This is a genomic window from Alteromonas sp. ABE4_545 (assembly GCF_056161325.1).
Genome location: NZ_JBSWYY010000025.1, coordinates 15,298 through 36,364 on the forward strand (window position 1 = coordinate 15,298; position 21,067 = coordinate 36,364).

Annotated in this window: 16 protein-coding genes; 4 read left to right on the forward strand and 12 right to left on the reverse strand. The window is 47.8% G+C overall.

Annotated features, from left to right (window positions below; all coding sequences use genetic code 11):
• Window positions 1–5: 5 nt before the first annotated feature.
• Complete coding sequence (locus ACXAH6_RS16850) at window positions 6–968, reverse strand: cupin domain-containing protein (RefSeq protein ID WP_474878713.1); 963 nt, start codon at window positions 966–968, stop codon at window positions 6–8.
• 88 nt (window positions 969–1,056) lie between these two features.
• Here ACXAH6_RS16850 and ACXAH6_RS16855 point away from each other — a divergent pair, with 88 nt between their 5' ends.
• Window positions 1,057–1,995: a LysR family transcriptional regulator gene (locus ACXAH6_RS16855; protein WP_474878715.1), complete on the forward strand. Its 939-nt coding sequence runs from the start codon at window positions 1,057–1,059 to the stop codon at window positions 1,993–1,995.
• A 7-nt stretch (window positions 1,996–2,002) separates the two neighbouring features.
• Here the strand turns inward: ACXAH6_RS16855 and ACXAH6_RS16860 are convergent, their stop codons facing one another.
• The 6 genes from ACXAH6_RS16860 to ACXAH6_RS16885 all read right to left on the reverse strand — a co-directional run bounded on the left by ACXAH6_RS16860 (window position 2,003) and on the right by ACXAH6_RS16885 (window position 7,053).
• The gene (locus ACXAH6_RS16860; protein ID WP_474878717.1) at window positions 2,003–2,746 is read right to left on the reverse strand and encodes a substrate-binding periplasmic protein; all 744 of its coding nucleotides are present in this window, start codon (window positions 2,744–2,746) and stop codon (window positions 2,003–2,005) included.
• A 50-nt stretch (window positions 2,747–2,796) separates the two neighbouring features.
• A complete protein-coding gene (locus tag ACXAH6_RS16865; protein WP_474878719.1) occupies window positions 2,797–4,179 on the reverse strand; it encodes a M28 family metallopeptidase in 1,383 nt (460 codons plus the stop codon).
• An 18-nt stretch (window positions 4,180–4,197) separates the two neighbouring features.
• On the reverse strand, window positions 4,198–4,893 hold the full coding sequence (gene fre, locus ACXAH6_RS16870; protein ID WP_474878721.1) for an NAD(P)H-flavin reductase: 696 nt from the start codon (window positions 4,891–4,893) through the stop codon (window positions 4,198–4,200).
• 11 nt (window positions 4,894–4,904) lie between these two features.
• The gene (ubiD, locus tag ACXAH6_RS16875) at window positions 4,905–6,401 is read right to left on the reverse strand and encodes a 4-hydroxy-3-polyprenylbenzoate decarboxylase (RefSeq protein ID WP_474878722.1); all 1,497 of its coding nucleotides are present in this window, start codon (window positions 6,399–6,401) and stop codon (window positions 4,905–4,907) included.
• 127 nt (window positions 6,402–6,528) lie between these two features.
• Window positions 6,529–6,720 (reverse strand): hypothetical protein, encoded by a 192-nt coding sequence (locus tag ACXAH6_RS16880; RefSeq protein ID WP_474878723.1) that lies wholly within the window; start codon window positions 6,718–6,720, stop codon window positions 6,529–6,531.
• Window positions 6,721–6,804: 84 nt separating this feature from the next.
• A complete protein-coding gene (locus ACXAH6_RS16885; protein WP_474878725.1) occupies window positions 6,805–7,053 on the reverse strand; it encodes a hypothetical protein in 249 nt (82 codons plus the stop codon).
• A gap of 183 nt (window positions 7,054–7,236) precedes the next feature.
• Here ACXAH6_RS16885 and ACXAH6_RS16890 point away from each other — a divergent pair, with 183 nt between their 5' ends.
• Both ACXAH6_RS16890 and ACXAH6_RS16895 read left to right on the forward strand, forming a co-directional pair.
• The gene (locus tag ACXAH6_RS16890; RefSeq protein ID WP_474878726.1) at window positions 7,237–7,860 is read left to right on the forward strand and encodes a tetratricopeptide repeat protein; all 624 of its coding nucleotides are present in this window, start codon (window positions 7,237–7,239) and stop codon (window positions 7,858–7,860) included.
• Window positions 7,861–7,979: 119 nt separating this feature from the next.
• The gene (locus tag ACXAH6_RS16895; protein WP_474878728.1) at window positions 7,980–10,310 is read left to right on the forward strand and encodes a TonB-dependent receptor; all 2,331 of its coding nucleotides are present in this window, start codon (window positions 7,980–7,982) and stop codon (window positions 10,308–10,310) included.
• A gap of 103 nt (window positions 10,311–10,413) precedes the next feature.
• Here ACXAH6_RS16895 and ACXAH6_RS16900 read toward each other — a convergent pair whose 3' ends face one another.
• The 5 genes from ACXAH6_RS16900 to ACXAH6_RS16920 form a co-directional block, all read right to left on the reverse strand.
• Window positions 10,414–12,660: a TonB-dependent receptor gene (locus ACXAH6_RS16900; protein ID WP_474878729.1), complete on the reverse strand. Its 2,247-nt coding sequence runs from the start codon at window positions 12,658–12,660 to the stop codon at window positions 10,414–10,416.
• 184 nt (window positions 12,661–12,844) lie between these two features.
• Window positions 12,845–14,524 (reverse strand): amidohydrolase, encoded by a 1,680-nt coding sequence (locus ACXAH6_RS16905; protein WP_474878731.1) that lies wholly within the window; start codon window positions 14,522–14,524, stop codon window positions 12,845–12,847.
• A gap of 3 nt (window positions 14,525–14,527) precedes the next feature.
• On the reverse strand, window positions 14,528–15,952 hold the full coding sequence (locus ACXAH6_RS16910; protein WP_474878733.1) for an amidase: 1,425 nt from the start codon (window positions 15,950–15,952) through the stop codon (window positions 14,528–14,530).
• 136 nt (window positions 15,953–16,088) lie between these two features.
• Entirely contained in the window at window positions 16,089–16,847 is a 759-nt protein-coding gene (locus ACXAH6_RS16915; RefSeq protein WP_474878734.1) for an AraC family ligand binding domain-containing protein, read from the reverse strand.
• A gap of 137 nt (window positions 16,848–16,984) precedes the next feature.
• Complete coding sequence (locus ACXAH6_RS16920; RefSeq protein ID WP_474878747.1) at window positions 16,985–20,128, reverse strand: amidohydrolase family protein; 3,144 nt, start codon at window positions 20,126–20,128, stop codon at window positions 16,985–16,987.
• Window positions 20,129–20,337: 209 nt separating this feature from the next.
• Here ACXAH6_RS16920 and ACXAH6_RS16925 point away from each other — a divergent pair, with 209 nt between their 5' ends.
• Entirely contained in the window at window positions 20,338–20,961 is a 624-nt protein-coding gene (locus ACXAH6_RS16925) for an FMN-binding negative transcriptional regulator (RefSeq protein WP_474878736.1), read from the forward strand.
• Window positions 20,962–21,067 lie beyond the last annotated feature (106 nt).

Sequence of the window (21,067 nt, forward strand, 5' to 3'; positions counted from 1 at the left end):
ACTCGTTACTCCTTGATCTCGATATGGTCACTGGGTTCAAACGCTGGAGAGACAATGGCGTAGAACACCAAGTCACTGCTGGCATAAAATTGGTACTTCACTTGCGGTGGAAGTAGAACCACTGCGTTGGGCGAAAGCGGAGTTGGTTGGCCCGCAATGGTTAATGTGCCGGTTCCGCTGACCACTATTACCACTTCGGTATTTTCTTTATTAAAGCTCAGTGGCAATTGGGAGTTAGCCGCCATAGAGACTTTGGCAACACTCGTTGCTGCGTTTACTACCGGACCGTTAAGGCCTATAAGTTCTTCAATGTGTACTGGTGGTTGTGTGGTTTTCACTTGACCTTCCTGAGTCAGTTCGGTGTCTTTGTCTGGGCGAGTTAACGCGATAATACGTGCAGCTTGTGCGGGATAATCTCGCAATAAGCTATCTCGCTTGCCGGCGGTGTAATCTTGGTATTCGAAGCCTGGAGCCATGGTAGTGCCGAAAAATGTGTAGTCTTTTTCTGCGCCCGGTAACAGGCGCGCGCCCATCCATACTCCTCTAGGCACAACCACTTGCGGTTGCTGGCCTTGTGATATTTGATTACCGAAAATAATTACGTCGGTGTTACCGTCAGGGTAGAGCATGACAATTTCGGCCGGCGCACCACCGTAGAAGTGCCAAATTTCATCGCTGTTAAGTTGATGAAGAGCTGAAAAGTCGACGTCGGTCATCATAGATAATATGGCCGTGTACGCATACCGCGTACCTTGATAGCGTTTAGCCATCTGGCCCTCAATTAGCTCATGACTTTTCGCTGTTTGCAGAAAATAGGGGCCTTCATGGGGTATGTGTTGCATATTGTATTGTTGAATAATTTGCTGTGCTTCGGCAGATAACTGGCCTGACGCGGCGTGAGCAAATGCTGACGATAAGCACAGACTGATCACGCCAACGAGGGCCCAGCGGGAGGGTAGTAGTCGCATGGTGTTTTCCTTGTAAAACCTTTTACTCATGTTACTGTGCGTGATGAGTTGTCAAAATTGAAAAATTTAAAAAGAGTTATTTCATATTATGAAATCCGGTAATGGTGTGCTCCATCGTGTCGACCTCAATTTATTGCCCATACTTGAACAGTTACTGTTAACGCAAAGTGTGACCGAAACAGCGCGTATTCTTTCGATGAGTGCACCAACCGTCAGCCGTGCGCTGTCTCAGCTGCGCGAGGCATTTCACGATCAATTGTTAGTGCGGTCTGGTCGACACTTGGTAAAAACACCTCGAGCCGAAGCTATGCAGTCAGAATTGAGGACTTTGTTGGGGTTGGCTGAATCTCTAGCTACTCGACAACAACCCGACAGCATGCAAGCTTGTCAGCGCGTATTTCGGGTGCGTTGCGATGGTACTTTAGCGGGCGTGATCAGTCGTGAACTATTGCCTCGAATTCAAGCTGAAGCACCGCACGTGGGGTTCCACTTTATCGGTGAGTTTCCCTCGGGAGATTTTCGAGCGGATAATATCGATATTGAAATTAGTGGACGACGTGGATTTCCGCCGGAAACCGTCGTTAAAAAGCTGGGTGAAGTGGCTTTGGTTGGATTGGTCGCCCCTGACCACCCTTTGAAAAGTACCACCGTGGATGAAGCTTCGTTGCTTGCTTATCCCCATGTATTGGCCACCATTCAGACGGAATTTGACCATGAAGTGAATGCGGTGCTGAATCAGTTTTCACTGTCTCGGAGCCACCAGTTTATGGTACCGAGCTTTTTCTCGGCGGCGCTGACGGCGAGGGAGTCAAATGCGGTCGCAACGATGCCTGGGATGATTGCGTATCAACTGAAACAAAGCCTTGATATGTCGTTAATAGCGTTGCCGCCTTCACTGCCGCTCGTTGAGGTGCTTGCAGCGTGGCATGTGAAGTATCGCGATGATTATGAGCACCAGTGGTTTCGCGATCACATCATGGCGTGTATGCAAAACATTGTGGCGCGTAGCCAACAAACATGGGCCTAAAGTAAGTTTACCACTCACGTACTAGGCGTTTGTATACGTTGGCATCAAGTAAGCTTTTGCGAGATGCAGCGGGTGTTTGCAGCAATGTTGCCAGTGTGTTGTCTTCACGCATGCTTTCAATCGCTTGATTGAAGGCACTGATGATAGCTGGCGCGTCTTTCACTTGTTTATTGATCGAGATGACAAAATCGGCCTTCACCAAAGGGCTTGGTGAAACGACCAAGGGCTCTTCATCAGCGTCAGTCAATAACAGATTAAACTCGTCGATAATGAGTTTGTCTGCCAGTAAAAAATCAGCGCGCTTGTCAGCAACCTGTTTGAAAACATCATAGGTTGATGGATTACGAGCCCAATTTACGGCTTTCTCTTCGCGTAGTAATGGTGTGTTGACGAGGCGATTTTCTGCAGCCACTCTGCTGCCCATAACATGTTCGAAGTGTTTGACGCCTGTTAATGGGGTAGATTTACTCGCTAAATACAAATGCGCCGGAGAAAATGGGCGAGAATACAAAAACTGGTCGTTAGGCTCAGCCAGCGTTAATCGAGCAAATTCGCCTTGATACTTGCCACTCAATAACCCAGAGCCAGAAAAAGCCGGTCGTTCAACCACTAAGGTTATGCTAATCCCTGCGCGTTTAAATGCTTCGTTGATTACGGCGTTAATACGGGCTGGTTCATCGCTCTGCCCGCTAATAAACGTCGGGTAGGGATTGGCAACAAGTGTGAGTGAGGCATGGGCGGTACTAAACACTAAACATAAAACCGCCGCGCATATCGTCTTAACCAAATGTGTCATAGGCGTTATTTACCAAAACTGCCGGCGGCACCGGGGAACACAACTGGGCTTTCGACACCGCTTTTGCTCACACTGGCCACACCAAAGAAATAATTATCAATCACTACGTTTTCTAGCGTAAATTCGCTCACATCGCCAACAAAACGGCTAAATTGCCATTGTGGTGCATCGGTATATCGCCAGTAAATTTTGTATCCTGCCAATTGAGGGTTTTGAGATTTATCCAGAGCTTGCCAACGCAGTGTTGTCGACGGTTTCACCGCGCCTTCAATACTCACCTCGGCTGGTGGCGACGGCGCCCATGCCATACTGGCGAGGCTCACAGCGTTTAATGCAGTGAGCTTGGCGGCATAATCGAAATTGACGCCGTCGATGGTATCGCCATAAACAATACCGTTCTCGGTGCGTAAATCTTGGTGTTGGCGATGATAGTTTTCATTGGTTTCCATAATGCGGATACCCGGGTAGCCTAAATCGTTAAACGGGCGGTGATGACCACCGCGGCCGAAACGATCCAAACGATACACCACCATGGTGTCGAGATTAGGAATGTAGCGGTCTGCGATCCAGTCGATGTAGCGAGCCAAGTTACGGCTTGGTGAGTCTACTTCGCCACCAGTAAAGCGACGGACTGTCGCCTCGCGTTCGGTTTCTGTTACGCGAGTGCCTTCAGCAAATAAGCGTGCGGTGGTGTTGTTAATAACGCCGTTGATACCCGCTATGTTGCCAATCATGTCGTTGTTTAATACTGCTTTAATGCGCCAGCCTTCTTCTTTGGCTTGCTGGGCAAGAATTTTGCCACCAAATAGGCCTTGTTCTTCCCCTGATAGTGCGGCGTACACAATGCTGCCATTAAACTGGTATTGGCTTAGTACTCGGGCCGCTTCCAACGTGCCTGCAACACCTGATGCATTGTCATTGGCTCCAGGAGCGTCGGATGTTGCGTCCATGACATCGGACACGCGAGAGTCTATGTCGCCAGACATCAACACGTAGCGCGAAGGATCGGTTGTACCTCGTTGAATAGCAATGACACTAACAACTTCAGTCGCATTGGGGATGCGTTTTTCACCACTGATAGTGTCTTTGGAATAATAAACTTCTAAACACCCCCCACACTCAGCAGAAATTTTCTCAAACTCACGCTTTATCCAGCGGCGAGCGGCGCCAATTCCTCGTGTTTCTGACTGTGTTTCAGATAAGGTGTGGCGCGTGCCAAAGCCGACTAATGTGCGAATGTTTTGCTCAATGCGTTCTGCCGACACCGACGAAGCGATGCTATGCAGTTGAGGTTGATCCTGATAAGTGATTTCGGTCGGTGCGGCGTTTGCTGCTAACGGCAACGCCACTCCAACAGAGAGTACAGAGGCTAGGAGTGTTGTTTTCATTATTATGTCCTATTGCGCTTAGATAAATGAGAAGGCATCACCAAATAGCTGGTCTTTGCTTAGTCCTCGTTCTGCGAAGTCGTCACGGATGACTTTGGCCATTTCAAATCGTCCAGCAACATAAACTTGGTGGATATCAAAAGTGGGGTAATCGGCCATGACTGCGTGATGAACCATACCTGTACGACCTTCCCAGTCGTCGGATGCAAATTCAACCACAGGTACAAACGTAAAGTGCGGGTGATGTGCGGCTAATGACACCAATTCTTTGCGATAATACAAATCGTCTGCGTGACGCCCTCCCCAATACAAAGTAATGTCAGTATTGGGATCTTGCTTCAGTGATTGCATGAGAATGGAATAGGTGTATGAGAAACCTGTTCCACCTGCAATAAGGATCACCGGAGCGCCATTTGGTTGGAAGAATGCTTCACCGTGACCACCGCTCAGGGTGATTTTTCCTTCTGCTCGCATGCGTTCTAATACTTGCGTTGCATAAGCGTTTTGAGGGTCTGCGCCAATGTGCAATTCAATACGGCTATTGTCATAGGCAGCGTTTGCAATTGAAAAAGGGCGTTTATCATCTTCGGCCATATGTACCATCACATATTGGCCGGCTTTAAAGTCGACAGGAGCCGCAGGGGTTAGCTCAACTTTATATACTATGTTGGTCAACGGTTCGATATTGCTAACCTGACATTCAAATTCTGACATGTAAGCCCTTCTTAATTCTTTGATTTGAGAGTGGATGGCTGGTCCATAATACCAAGCTCATCCCAGATGTCATCAACGCGCTGTTTTACTGCTTCGTCCATGACGATTGGCGTGCCCCATTCGCGATCAGTTTCACCGGGCATTTTGTTGGTGGCGTCTAGTCCCATTTTAGAGCCAAGCCCAGAGACAGGAGAGGCAAAGTCGAGATAATCAATGGGGGTGTTTTCGATCATGGTGGTGTCGCGGGCTGGGTCCATTCGTGTGGTGATAGCCCAAATAACGTCATTCCAATCTCTGGCATTCACGTCGTCGTCACACACAATCACAAACTTGGTGTACATAAATTGACGTAAGAACGACCACACTCCCATCATAACGCGTTTGGCATGACCTGGATATTGCTTCTTCATCGTCACTACCGCCATACGATAAGAGCAGCCTTCAGGTGGAAGATAAAAATCAACAATTTCTGGAAACTGTTTTTGCAATATAGGTACAAAAACTTCGTTCAAGGCTACACCTAACACGGCAGGTTCATCGGGTGGACGACCTGTGTACGTTGAGTGATAAATGGGGTTACGTCTATGCGTAATGTGAGTGACGGTAAACACAGGGAAGGTGTCGATTTCGTTGTAGTAGCCCGTGTGGTCGCCGTATGGTCCTTCCGGTGCGGTTTCGTCTTGTGCAATATACCCTTCAAGTACGATTTCGGCGCTTGCAGGTACTTGTAAGTTATTACTTACTGACTTTACAACTTCTGTTTTTTCGCCACGTAATAAACCAGCGAAGGCATATTCACTGAGCGTGTCTGGTACAGGCGTGACGGCACCTAAAATTGTTGCTGGGTCTGCGCCCAAAGCAACCGACACAGGATAGGGTTCGCCCGGGTGGGTTTGACACCATTCACGAAAATCCAGCGCGCCGCCACGATGGGATAACCAGCGCATTATGACTTTGTTTTTGCCTAATACCTGTTGGCGGTAAATACCCAAATTTTGACGTTTCTTATGCGGGCCTTTGGTAACAGTCAGCCCCCAGGTGATCAACGGTGCAGCGTCTCCGGGCCAACAACGTTGAATAGGAAGCTTGGTTAAATCAACGTCATCGCCGGTAAGTACAACTTCCTGACACGGGGCTTTTCTCAGTTCTTTTGCTGGCATGTTCAGTACTTGTTTGAAGATAGGGAGCTTGTCCCACAAGTCTTTAATGCCTTTAGGCGGCTCTGGCTCTTTCAGGTATGCGAGGAGCTTACCCACATCACGCAAGGCAGCAACGGAGGGTTGGCCCATGCCCATCGCAACGCGTTCAGGAGTGCCGAATAGATTTGCCAGCACAGGTATGTCGTGATTCTTTGGGTTTTCAAACAACAGTGCTGGGCCGCCAGCACGCAGGGTGCGGTCAGCAATTTCTGTCATTTCCAGATCAGTATCGATAGGTTGGGTAATACGTTTAAGTTCACCCTTGGCTTCTAGCTGTTGGATAAAATCCCGTAAATCTTTGTATTTCATTTAGAATACGACGGCCAGTCAAAATTTAATGTACGGAATTATACCATTAAAGTTCGATTTCGGATGACTCAGTTTAGCGATTCTCTGGGGAGTCTTGTCGCCAACGACCATGAGCGTTTAATCGAAGTTATGGTTTTGATAGCTTTTTTATGGTGAGAAGATACTTTAGCGGAAGCACGGTAAGCCCGATTAAGACGATAATTCTCACTGCTTCGTACTCAAAGAGAGATGGCGTTAAAAATAAGGCAATGCCAAGAGCAGCTGCCAACATTGAGAAAATAATGTCAGAGATAAATGATATTTTGCGATACTGAAACATACTAGCTCCCTTATTTTGTGTTGCGTTTCCACTTATTTGAACGGGAAAGTGCGAAAACACCTTCCCCTTTATAATGCGTCTTTTTTATCGCGTCGTCTGCATTTGACGATATTGCGCTGTAGTTAAATGGTTGGATAGGTAGCCAGACGGGGCATCAAATGACACGCCACTCTGGAAATCATAGTATTTACCAGCAAGCCAGCCAACGGCCCCCATAATAAACCCGTTACCACCCGATACCGCGCCGGCTAACATGCCAGTAATAAATTGAGTATCTTCACGGGTAAGGCCACCAGACACCGTTTGAGTTTCGATTTGTGTAAGTGTTTGCATTACTTTTTCCTTGTTCAGTTTAGATATAGTCAGCGTGGCCACAGAAAAAAGCATACTTGATACGCGCGATTAAATAAGCTGTACTGATTAACGGAATACTTTTTTTCATCTGTTATCTTGCTCGTTAAGTATTTACGAAGATTGCCGATAATTACTCTGTCTATGATCTGTTGAGGAGCTTCTATGCGACACTCACTATTGCTGCTTTGTGCACTCTCTTTATTCGCGCCTATTGGCTTGCAGGCACAAACAATAAAAGCGGTGCAGATTTATTCTCAAGATGAGTTGATCAAATTAATCAATAAAAACGAGCATCTCGACCGCGTTGTGCTCGATCGCTGCCAGTTGGTACAAGATATAGAAGCTCATGCCGAAGTGTTGTTAGAGCCTGCTTATCAGTTTTTATGGGGTGACATGCTGGCTTGGGGGGTATGCGTTGATGCTCAGCCCGAGCGAGGGGTTGCATTGATGCGAGATGCCGCCCAACAAGGCTTGCCAGCTGCGCTAGAACAATTGGGGCGCTACTATGCAAAAGGTACATTGGTACAAGAAGATAAACAGCGGGCGGTTGTTTATTTACGAGAAGCATCTGCACTGGGGAACTTGAAAGCACAAATGCAGTTGGCCAATCTATTTATTGATGGTTACGGCAGCCCATATGATTACGAAGACGCATATCGGTGGCTATATAATGCAGTGACCGACGATAAAAAACAGCACGCAATAATTGCCAATTACTTATCCGAGTTAGAAAAGTTAATGCACCCGAAAGCAGTGCGTAATGCGCGCAAACTTATTGATAGCTAATTGTTTTAGTGATTCATGTTGTCGTAGTAAAAACTTCATTTTATTGTCAAGGTTGCGACATTTAACTGACTTGTAAGACCACTATTGTCTACGTTTTTAAATCCATACGGAACGTAGACATGACCCGTTTGAATGCTTTTCCTCTTTCTTCTGTCGCTGTAGTTATTACCACAGCGCTTTCTTCTTCTAACGCTGTTGCACAGGCCGTTGATGACAGCCGAATCATTGATGAAATCATGGTAACGGCGCAGAAGCGCGAGCAATCAATTGCCGATGTACCTGTCGCAATTAGTGCATACGATGGCAAATTTCTAGAACAGTTGGGCGTGGCTGAACTAGATGTGCTATCAGATATTACGCCGGGCTTGGTTATTCAAGAACAAAGCCCCAATAACCCGGGGTTTGTGATCCGCGGTATTACCTCAGACAGTGGCTCAGCTCAATCGGCACCGAGAGTCTCTGTTTATTACAATGGTGTTGATGTATCACGCAGTCGCGGTTCGTATTTCGAACTATATGACATTGAACGTGTAGAGGTAGTAAAAGGACCACAAGCAACTTTGTTTGGTACTGCATCTTCTGTGGGGGCAGTGAGTGTTATTACCCGCAAGCCAGAAGAAGCCATGAGTGCTGAGTTTACGTTGGGATTGGGTAATTATAATGCCACTACGTTGTCGGGTTTTGTCACCGGGGGTAACCGTGAGGTGCAAGGCCGTTTGGCGTTGCAGTATCGCACCCGCGATGGCTACATTGAGAATATTGCCGGTGATGAGGGCGCAGTGACAGCAGGGTGGACTCAACAGGAAGACATGCAAGGTATTGAGCGTTTGGCCTTTCGTCCTTCATTGCGGTTTACCCCAACCGACGACCTGACCGTTGATTTGGTCTATAGCTATGAACGCAATAACGATACGGGAACCTCGTTTAAAAATGGTGTTTATGCTCCGACAGACGGAGACACTAGCCCGTTTAGCTATGTGGAAATGGCTGGTAGTCCGTTGTCGGGTGAAGTGTTTGGTAAAGACAAGCTCGGTATAGAGCGTACTGTAAATGACATAAATGCGACCATTGAATATGCGCTGTCAGATACAACGACCCTAACTTCAATAACAGGGTTTAGAAACTTTGATTCGTTGGAAGTCTTTGATGCCGACGGCACACAAGCGTGGTTTCTAGAATTTGGCGAGGATGCCGAAGGTGAACAGTTGAGCCAAGAGTTTCGCGTTGTGGTTGACACTGACCAATACACGGCCATTTATGGCGTGAACTATTTTTCAGAAGAAGGGCACCAGCGAGTGCCTTTTAGTACAGAGGAAGTCACCTACTTAAATTGTTTGGGTTATGTGTCTACAGGGTTGAGTTGTACCGATTACACCAGCTTGTTGGTCAACGGTGCACAAACCGCAGTTCCTTATTATGCGGAATATACCAATTTTGGTGACAATACGACATTGTCGTCGTTTGCCGATTTAACCTATTACGTGAACAACAACCTGCAGCTTACCGCAGGCTTACGCTACGTAAGCGAAGACAAAGAAAGTGGCTTTAGTAGTGTATCACCGGACGGCTTACTGAGTGGTAGCCCACTGTTGCCACTCGTCAGTACCGACGGAGAGAAGTTCACCGCTTCTGGTGACTACAGCGCTTGGCTACCGCGATTCAATGCTTTGTATGCGATATCGCCCGACTTAAATGTTTTTGCCACCATTAGTAAAGGTCGCCGAAGTGATGTGATTGAAGTTAACAGTACAACAGACAGTGCGGGTAATGTTGTCGCTGACGTTGATGCCATCGCCGCAGAAGTCGTTTGGAACTATGAAGCTGGATTGAAAGGGCAAACACTCAACGGCAAGGTGGGTTATGCCGCGTCAGTGTACTATCAAGATTACTCAGACTTTCAGGTAACTTTGCAAGATGAAGCCGGAGACTTTTACACGGCCAATGCGGGCGCGGCGACCAACATTGGCGCGGAAATAGAAGTAACGGCACTGATCACCGATGGTTTTGAAGTGTTGGCTAATGCGGCTTATATCGATGCTACCATCGACGACGATGCTGATAATGGTGATTTAGCTGGAAACCGTTTTCGATTGCAGCCCGAATGGACTGCGAGTGTCGGGGCTTTTTACCATACTCCCATAACGGCTAATTATCAGCTCACCAGTTCTGTGGTACACAGCTATCGTTCAGACGTGTTTTTTGAAACCGACAATGCCCCAATCGCTGGGTTAGCGATTGCAGAAGATGCAGTGAATTTAACCAACCTGCGCATCGGTATTGAAAACACCACACAAGCGTGGTCGGTGAATGTGTTCGTTAACAATTTATTTGATACCGAATATTTAGTGGATGCGGGAAATACAGGAGGGAGCTTCGGTAACCCAACATTTGTAGCAGGCCCACCGCGCTTCTACGGTATTGAGTTTTCGATGCATTTCGGCGCGCAATAATACCAATACACGGGGTAAAAAAGAAAAGGCCAGCTCGATAGCAAGCTGGCCTTTGTTTTATGCAATGCACAGGGACACATTGCATTTTCTGTCGTTAAGGAAATTAAAACATTTTCCAAACCATACTCACGCCCAGCGTGCGGGGGCGAGTAATACTTCCTAGCGGATTATCTGGCTGGTCGTCACCAAATGGTGAGTTAACAATGCCATATTTATCAAATACGTTTTTGGCAAATAAACTCACCTCTATTTGATCTGTGATTTGCATATCAGCTTTGAAATCCACAAGGCTGAATCCACCGCGTTGGGTGACCGATTCAAAGGCGACGGGTGACTTGTCGAGATAACGGTGTGACAGCGACAGGCGAGGCATAAATGGCAATGATTCAAGTGTCACGGTAAGGTTATTTGACAATGTCCACTTGGCCGCGCCGGGAAGCGGTGTGCCTGCTGCATATCCGCCATTGCCGTTTGCGGCGTAGGTGGCGGGTAAAAAGGCGGTCAGCCTTGAGTCGAGGTATGTCACACTGGTGTTGAAATCGAACCAAGAAGTAGGGCGCCACGCACCGGTAAATTCCACACCATCAATACGAGATTGCCCAGCATTGGTCACATAAGCAAGCCCCATGTCATTAAACAAGCGGACTTGCATGTCGGTCCAATCGATACGAAACAGAGTGGCATCGAGTTGAACAGTACGGTCGAGTAAATCTAAACGCGTACCTACCTCATAGTTCTTGCTCTCATCTGGGGCATAGGTTTGTTCAGTCCCTTCAGAAATCGCAGCATTGGGGTTGGTACCACCTACTCGGAAGCCTTCTGAATAGTTGAAATAAGCCATAACACTCGGTGAGAAGCGATACTTAGCAGTGAACTTAGGGGTAAATCCGGTTTCCGATGACTCGCCACCAAAGCTGGTCGTGTCGGCATTATATACATCAAGGTAGTTGGCGTAGGGCGGTGTGGTAACATTCGATGTGCTGCTGGTATCAAAATATCGGCCGCCCACAGTAACGTTAAATGCGTCGGTGACATCCCAGCTCACTTCACCAAAAATAGCAGAATCTTCGTTACTCTGGTTAACAATGTATTGGTTAAAGTAGTTACCCGGAGCTAACAAATCACCACTATTACCGCCAAAAGAGTCGGGGTTGGCGTTGATAAAGTCGATAGCCCCTTCTTGGTAAATGGCGTCGTTTACCATTTTGTCACTGGTATAATGTACGGCACCAAGGATCCATTGAAAAACACTGTTGTCTTTCGACGAAAAGCGCGCTTCAAAGTGGCGACTGTCTGATTCGCCGATACCGTCGTAACGTGTGTTGGCGGTGGCATCGAGCAAACCGTAAATGGTGTAGTCAAAAGAAATGACACTGTCTTTTGATGCATAGGCGCCCAAAACCGTTAAGTCGGCGAAGTCGAAACTTTGGTCGAGGCGCAGGCTGTGTAAACTAAATTCTGTGTCGTGGGGTTCCGCGATAAATGTATCACGTGTGTATGTGGGAATTGTGGTGTAGGTTTGGTCGTCTAGATGGGTTTCTTGCACCATGCCCATATAGCTAATTTTGGTATCAACAGTGGGTTGATACACCACCGAACCACGGTATCCCGTAACGGCTAAATCGTTAGATCCTTTTTCGCCGGTCCCTACATTGTGTAAATAACCTGCGTCGTAGCGTTTTAAACCAACAATTCTGACGGCCAACTCATCTTCAATAATCGGCGCGTTGAACATGGCTTTCACGGCATAGTTGGCTTCACCGGCATGGCGTGTCGAACCTGCACTCAAATCAACGGTGGCGTCTAATCCACCTAAGTCGGCATCTTTGGCGATGTAGTTCACCAAGCCACCAAGGTTTGACGCACCGTACAAAGTACCTTGTGGTCCGCGCAATACCTCTACCCGTTCGAGGTCGAATGTATCCATGTCGGGGATTACGATTGGCCAACCCGCTTCAGACAGTGGAATATCGTTAATGAAATAACCTACCGTTGTTTGCCCCTGCTCGTGATAAGTGGTTGCAGACACACCGCGAATAACGACCTCAGAAACGCCAGGTTGATAGTCGTTGAAGTGTACGCCGGGAAGGCGGTTAATATAGTCGGATAAGCTGTCAGCACCGAGTTTTTCAAGTTGTTCACCTGTGAGAGCGCTAACAGAGCCAGCCACATCTCTGATATTGCTCGAGCGTTTATTGGCCGTGACTTCAATAACCTCAAAAGGATCAGCCGACTCATCATTCTCGGGGGGAGTTTGTTGCGCTGATACTGGACCACTTAAGGCTAGCGTGATAGCACTGGCAAGTAGGCTAAGGCCTTTAATTTGCTTATTTTTATATGTATTTCCCATGGTGTGGTTTCTCCTTTCAACACATGTTTTCGTATTATTTTTGTTCTATCAACGAGTGTAAGGGAGAGCTTAAGCGATTAGATTCAAAGCTGGGTCATATAGTTTGTTTGTCAGGCCAGAATAAAAATTAATCGTTCATCGCGCCTTTTCTGAGGGTGAAAAAACGCGATGAAAACAGGATAAGTTATACTTTTTGGTATTTTTCTTCGCCGCCAACCACGGTGCTTTGTACCTGAATTTTGCTAATCGCTGTAGGTTCAACGTGATAGGGCGACTCGGCAAGTACAACAAAATCTGCCAATTTACCCGGAGTGATACTGCCCAATTTATCTTGCTGGCCACAGGCGTAGGCGTTGTTAACGGTGTACGCGGTCAGTGCGGTGTCGACTGAGACTTTTTGTTGCGGTAGCCAGCCTTGGGGGTTCGCGCCATCAATGGTTTGGCGTAGCACTGCTGCTTCAATACCAACTAGAGGATCGAGTGGGGCGACAGGCCAGTCTGAGCCGAAACTCAGCCGTGCACCCGAGGCGAGCAACGAATGGAAAGCATAAGTACCTTGAAGGCGTTGGGTGCCAATGCGGTTTACCGCCCAGCGCCCGTCATCAATAGCGTGATATGGCTGAACGCAGGGGATCACGCCCAATTTGGCGAAACGCGGAATGGCAGATTGGGTTAGATGCTGCGCATGTTCAATGGTAAATCGACGATTAGGATTAATACGACCATTGGTTTTAATAGTATGAGCAAATATATCCAGCGCCATGTCATTGGCTTCATCACCAATAGCGTGAATTGACACCCTGAGTTGATGTTTATCAGCTTGTTGTGTCCATTGTTTGAGTTGCTCGGGATCTTGTACTGTCATACCGTGTGTCGACGGGTCATCGGCATAGGCATCGTGAAACAGCGCGGTGCGCGAACCTAATGAACCGTCAAACAAGCCTTTTAACCCACCCCATCGAATATAGTCATCACCCGTGCCCATTTCTTGAATTTGGGCATAAATGCGTTCCCAGTGCTGAATCGGCACATAGGAGTTAAATCGCATATTGGGTTGAATTCCCCGTTCTCGCATTGCCATTAATGTATCGTGGCACTCCCAATTAATGGCTTTAATATGACATTGGGTGACCCCGTGAGACAGGCCGTGTTCAATGCCTTTTTGAAAGCTGGCAATATTAGTATCGAGGTTTGGCTTTGGGCTGACACGAAAAACGAGTTCTTTGGCTTGGTCTTTCACAATACCGGTTGGGTTGCCGTTGTGATCTTTAATAATCACACCACCTACTGGTGCTTGTGTGTGTTTGTCGATACCGGCCATCGCCAAGGCTTTTGAATTAAGTAAAAGCATATGTAGGTCGAGTCGTGCCACAGCCACGGGATGGTGAGGCGTAACGGCATCGAGCCATTCTTTGGTCGGCAATTCTCCCCCCCATAATTGTTCGTCCCAGTTCCCTCCTTCAATCCATTCGCCCGGTGCGAGTGTTGCGGCTTTTTCTTTCACCGTTTGCATAAACGCTGCTTTGCTATTGGCTTGGCGAAGGTTAACTTGATTAAGCGTGCGAGCGCCCAATAAAAAATGGGTGTGATTATCAATAAACCCTGGGGCCACAAACGCGCCTTGTAAATCCACCACGCGGGTAGATGCAGTGGTGAGTGCTGATACCGCTTGTTCACCAACAGCCACAAACTGGTTGCCTTTCACTGCCATTGCAGTGGCACGGGGTAGGGTGATATCGCCAGTCCAAATGTCACCATTAATGTAGACCGTATCAGCACTGTCTACGCCTCTTACTGCACAAGCAACTTGGCTTGCGACTAATGCAGCACCAGTACCTTTGATAAATTGTCTGCGGTTGAGCATAGATTACTCCTTAATCGTCGTCGTATTTAAAGAAGGGCGGCGCTGTGCCCATGGGCTAAGTTGCTCTAATTGTTGTGCCAGTTGTAATACGCGATCATCCTGTCCGAAGGCGGCAGAGAGAAGCGTACCTATTGGTAAACCTTCCGGCGTTGTGGTGAGCGGAATACTGATGCTCGGAAGCCCGAGCATGTTATGAATTGGGGTGTGGCCCATGAAGTCGAAGAGTGATTGCCACAAGGTTTCAAAATGCCGACTAGGCGACAGGTCGCCAAGCTTAGGCGTAGTGGTGTTCACGACCGGAGAAAGCACAACATCAACCTTGGCAAAAAAAGCAGCCATTTGTGAACGCGCCTTTTCAATAATGGCGTAGGCGTCGATCAGTGCAGTGGTGGGTAATGTTGCGCGTTTAGCGTGTAAGCCTAAGGTCCATGGTTCTAGCCATTGCTCAATATTGTCTGTGCCTAATCGTGAGATTACGCCGTCAGTGACATGCCCACCGAGGTAACACCATAAGGTTTGCAAAGCTTCTTGTAACGCGTGAACGTTGAAAGGATAGTGTTCGTCTACCAAAGTAATGCCGGGGATTTGTGCCAGTAATGACCGGCTGCGAGCCATTGCCGCGGCAACTTCCTCTGATGGCTTGACCCCTCCGAGACCCTCGGAGATCACTGCCACCTTCAAAGGTTGGTGGGTAAAGTGATAAGGAGCAATATGTTGCGGTCGAGTGAGATTGGTTGCGTCAATCACATCGTCTACAGTACGAGCTAACAATGAGTCTGTACATAGGTAGTCGTCAATAAAGTCGTATGCTCTTGCCCGTAAGCTGTATCCAGCGCTAGGTTTAAAGCCGACAACGCCACACACAGATGCGGGCATTCTTATCGAACCCGCTGCATCCGAAGCATGAGCAAAAGGAACCATCCCACTGGCTACTGAAATCGCCGCGCCTGAGCTAGAGCCTAGCGCAGAATAATCGAGTGACCACGGGTTTTTCGCTGGCCCATAAAGAGTAGATTCACACGATGCCAACAAGCCACATTCTGGCATGGTTGTCATACCAATAGGAACGAGTCCAGCATTGTCGAGTGCGTGCATAAAAGGGTGTTTTTGTTGGCCGACTGTGCCCACAAAAGCGCGACTTCCACACTCTTTGGGAAATCCAGGGTATTCATCAGAGGCTTTTAATAAATAAGGCAATTGAACGGGGTGAGAAGCGCTGGCGAAACTAGGAGATGCCCCGTCATTTTTATAATGCACAACCGCGTTTAGTGTAGGGTTGTGCTGGGTAATCTGATGTTGCGCAACGTAGAAAAGGTCGTGTTGGGTCACTTCTCCGCGGGCCACAAGGTCTCGTTGGTGACGGGCAGAAGAAAACGCTATGTGTACAATGTCGTTGGCTGACAGGTGTCCGGTATTGTCTAACAGCATAAAGGGGCAACTACTTTGGTGTTATTTTCGTGAATACTCCATAGTAGGTGAGTTATCGCACGCTGCATGCGCGAGAAGGTCGGGTGATAGTGCAAGAGGGCCAGACCACGCGACTGAGGTTGCCTTTTTGTTGCGCTTATTCGTAATACTTGCTGGGCGGAACGCCAAAGGTTTTGTGAAATACCGAGGTAAAGGCACTGGTGCTGCTGTATCCCACATCGTACGACACGGTTGTAATTGGTACACCCGTGGCGAGCCGAGACAAGGCTTCTAATAGACGCACCTGCTGACACCAGTTTGCAAAGCTCAATTGAGTTTGTTGGCGAAATAACCGCGTGAAGGTACGACGACTCATGCCCGCATCGTGACTCCATTCATCCAAGCTCTGATTTTGTGCTGGGTCGCGCATAAACTGCTGGCAGATACGTGCCAGCCTGCGATCATGCGGCATGGGGATAGACAGTTTATCTACCGGCATCATCTCAATTTCATCGAGGAGCAGATGCATAATGCGCCCTTCTCTGCTGTCGAGGTCGTACAATACAGGGAAATTAACGGCTTGGTTAATAAGGGCTTTCAATAATTCAGACACACTGAATACTCGACATTCTGTCGGTAAGCCCTGTCGGCTACCGGAATCGATATACAGTGTTTTTAAGGTAACGTCGGTACGCGACGTTGCCATGTGCGGCATCTTCGCTGGGATCCACAAAGCCCGCTGTGGTGGAATAACATAACTGCCGGTTTCGGTGGTGACCGACACCACACCCTTGGTCGCGTAAACGACTTGATTGCGCTCGTGACTGTGCCAATCGTCAACAAACCCTGCCGGATATTCATCCGTCAGTGAGGTTACGGGTCTGTCTACATGCTGTAGAGCGGCACTGCTTTTCACATCAATCTCCAGGACTAGGTTTGAACAATCATTACAAAGCGGAAACGTCCTGTTTTCTCTTCTTGACCAGATGCATAAGGCATCAGTATACCAAGCAATAATTATTCCTTACACCTAAGTTCGTCTTAAACAATCATCTATTGATTGTGTATAGGGTAGGGCGCGAGTGTTTCGCCTTGGTACAAGCGACCATTTTTCATCACGGCTTCAATGCTCTGAGTATGTCGAATATCTGTTCGTGGGTCTTGTTCAAGAATAATTAAATCGGCCAGTTTTCCAGTTTGAATACTGCCTAAACTTGATGCTCGACCAATCGCTGTCGCCGACCCCATTGTGGCAGCATACAATACTTCCATCGGGGTAGCACCACTGGTGGCATAGGCTTGCATTTCCCAGTGCATCCCAATGCCTTGCATCTCACCATGACTGCCCATTGCCACAATGCCGCCCTGTCGCTGAATAGCCAGGGCATCTTTGGCAAAGTCACTGATGCGGGCATAGGCGTTTCTGTGCCAGCGAGGTAAGTCACGGGTTTTACTGTCTAATATAAATTCTGGAATAAAGTGGTGCAGCTTTGCACTGTCATAAGGATTCTCACTCGCGATTTGTTCGAACAAGGCTGGCGCTCCACCATACATAACTGACAATGTAGGGGTATAGGAAATACCACTGTCGACGTATAGGCTGATCACATCGTCATGCAGGGGCGACACGGGTAAGTTGTGCTCATTGCCACTGAAACCATCAAGTGCGTGCAGTAAGTTCAAGCGTAAATTGCTCGCGCCTTCGGTGGTGGGCATCATTCCCAAATTCAGTGCGGCTTGCTGTAAGTATTGCTGTTGCTGACGATTACCCACCATGTACGACTTGATATTGCGAGTGCGGTAATGGTCGCGATAGCGAGCAAGGATATGCTCTGCGTCTTCTACTGAGGTAAGACGTACGTTATGAAATACACCAGGGCCGGTGGAAAACGCTCGTGGCCCTAGCATGCGACCCGCGTCGATAAGATCTTGGTAGGCAAAAGTATCGGCGGTAAAGGTTTGCACGTCGAGAGCCGCCGTTACGCCATACGCAAGGTTGACCGAAAACTCCCATTGCTTTTGGGTATCGATGACTTCTCTTTTTAAATCTGTCCAATGCGCGTGGGCATCGATAAGCCCCGGAATAATGTATTTACCACTGACATCAATCACCTTGGTGTCGGCATCAGGTATGAGTGAACCACGGGTTGCAAGTGCTGCAATATGGTTACGTTTGATCAAAAGGTCGGCGTTTTCAATGACAGGTTGTTCCTTGTTCATGGTCAGGATGGTCGCACCACGCAGTAAAGTGTTTTGTTCGGGAACATCGCGAGGAAGCGCTACGTTAAGTGCCAATGCCGCGGGTGACGACGATGCTGTAATGGCGTCTGCCAATGATTGGGTATAGTAGGTACTGCCTGCCGTCCAATAGATCTCGTGCCCCTGATTACTCCAACCAAAGTAATCAGCTCCCGCTTGTGTAATTTTGTAGATTGCAGCGTTAGGTTGGCTCAAATCTATCGGCGAGCCAGAAGTTTGCTTACTAAGGTCAATGGCATAGAGTTGGGCCGCGGAACGCGCCAACAACCACTGGCCATCAGGGCTTATGCGTACTTGCTCTACAGGCAATTTTGCTGCGATATACTGGTTACCCGACATATCTAACACAAGGTGAGTATCTGCCATTGTGTTTTGCATTAAATCGAAGGATTTTAACCCAGCCTGAGAGTCTACCCACAGCGTATTCTGGTATCGGTGCAGACTTCTGCCATTAATAAATTCGCTGAGTAATAGGGGGGCTTTTTTCGATGTTTTCACCAACACCAAGTTATTACTCACAGGGCTAAACACCTCGCCAAATGTATGCATACGATCATAGTGATTGGCGCGCAAAGCGAAAACAGATTGGTTATCTGCCGCGAAAACAGGATGCTGATAAAAATCGGGTAGCGATGTCATTTGCACTGGTGCGGTGTTATCGGCAAGGTTGATTTTCCAGATATGACCGCCTTTTTCCCTTTGCCATGTTACGTAAGTTAGCCATTTTCCATCAGCCGACCAAGCGGGTTGAAAGGCGTGTTCAGGCGTACGAGGAATACGTTTAGCTGATGTTGGTTTGCCGGTGGACTGCACATAAAGTTGGCCGAACGCTGAAAACGCAATGCTACGACCATCTGGTGACACAGCGGGTTGTTGGATGAGTCGCGCTTGTACTGGGCCGATTTCAGGAGGAATATCAACACGTGCATTGGGCTGAGTTGCCAACGAGGCCTGAAACGTCATGGGAATAGTGGTTTGTGTACCGTCTTTGACTTGAATACGGACAATCTCGCCGTTGATGCTGGTGTAGATGTATTGATCATCAGGTGAAAATACTGCGCGGGGTAGCAGGCCCATATAGTACCCGCCTTCTTGTCCACTGGGGTCGATGGATGCGAGCAATTGGTTGTCGACACCCGTTTCGAGATGTCGTAGCCGCAAAGTTGTTTTGTCTCCCATTTGCGTTGCATATAAAAGAATATCGCCCCGATGTGACGGGACTGGGCTCATGGCACTTTGCTTTCCAGTAATGATGGCATGTATATCACCACCTTTGACCGATTGACGAAAAATATGCCACTGCGGAGGGACCATAGGAGACCATGTTGTGCCGAGCTTTTTACTGTAATACAGGTAAGTGCCGTCGTCAGTGGGGCGCACACCCACGACATTATGGCGACTGTCGAAGCCTTCAGTTTCTGTGGGCGTGGCGTCAGTAACACGAGTTTCATTCCCCGAGTTGATGTCGTAAGCAAAGACTTCGAAGGCAAGCAGAGAGTAATGCATTTTTGATACGTACACTTGTTTGCCGTCTGCCGACCAAGAAGGTGAGGCGTAAATCATGGCTCTTGTATCGGTTGATAACTGCTTTGGTTGGCTGCCATCTTGATTGGCCACCCATAAATTAAGGCTGCCAGAACGGTCGCTTAAGAACGCAATACGTTTACCATTTGGTGAATAAACAGGGTGATACTCAAAGGCCTCGCCGGTGAGTAGTGGTTTTGCTTTACCGCCTTTGACGGGGAGGGTGTATATGTCGCCCAGCGCGTCGAAGATCAATGTTTGGCCGTCTGGCGATATATCTAGCGCGGTCCACGTAACTTGTGAGCTGGTGATGTTGAGTTGACGTGTACCTGTCAGCAATGAATTCGACGTTGCCGCTTGTGCGATATTTATCGAGCTTAATATGGATACCATCAACAACAAGAATACACGCATCACTTACTTCACTTTTTTATTTGATTAACTGACGAGCATGCCATTGTGGATAAAGGCTGACTAGCTCGCGGATTCAATTTGGCCCACTTACCAAAGTGATTGACCCAAAAACATGGCCTTCTTTCAACACTGTTTGACCTGTTTTCAGGATTGCCATTTGCCTACATTTGTTACTGTGACGTTTTTCACATCACCATTGAGTATCCTATATGTACGCGCCAGCCCCTTATTATTTTTCTGACATGAATCTTGCCGCTGAGCTGGTGGACGACATTATTATGGGCACGATTGTGGCAAAGGATAACGCATTAACGGCAAGCCCTTTACCATTTCGCGTAAAAACAAAGACCGATGACACCCTAGAACTTGAAAGTCACATGGATAAGCGCAACCCACTTTGCGATATTTTACTGACTCAGCCTGAGGTGAAGATTATTTTCTGGGGGGACAATGCGTATTTAAGTCCGTCGGTATATGCGAAACCTCCTAGAGTGCCCACGTGGCTGTTTACCAGTGTACACATTAGTGGTGTGGTAAACCTGTTGAATACACCCGACGAAGTAGACGGCGTAGTGACTGCGTTGTGCCATCACGCTGAATCCGTTGACAGCCCTTGGTCTGTGGAACAGGTGGAAGATTATAAACAGCGATTGTTGTCGGCAATTACCGGTTTTACGGTTCGCGTAACGCGAGTTGAAGGGCAATTGCGCTTGGGGCAGCAAAATGGGGTGGAAGAAGTGGCTAGAATTAAATCTCAGTTAAGTGCTCCAGAGCATGGTCAACGCTACACGGGTATTATTTCTGTGATGGAAAAATATTTACCTGAAAGTTAACTCAAGCACTTCATTTACATTGGTAAATTTACAACTAACTGCTAGCTTTAAAGGTATCTCAATGGAATAAAGCTGCGATGATGAAGAGCATGTCATACGTGGCTAT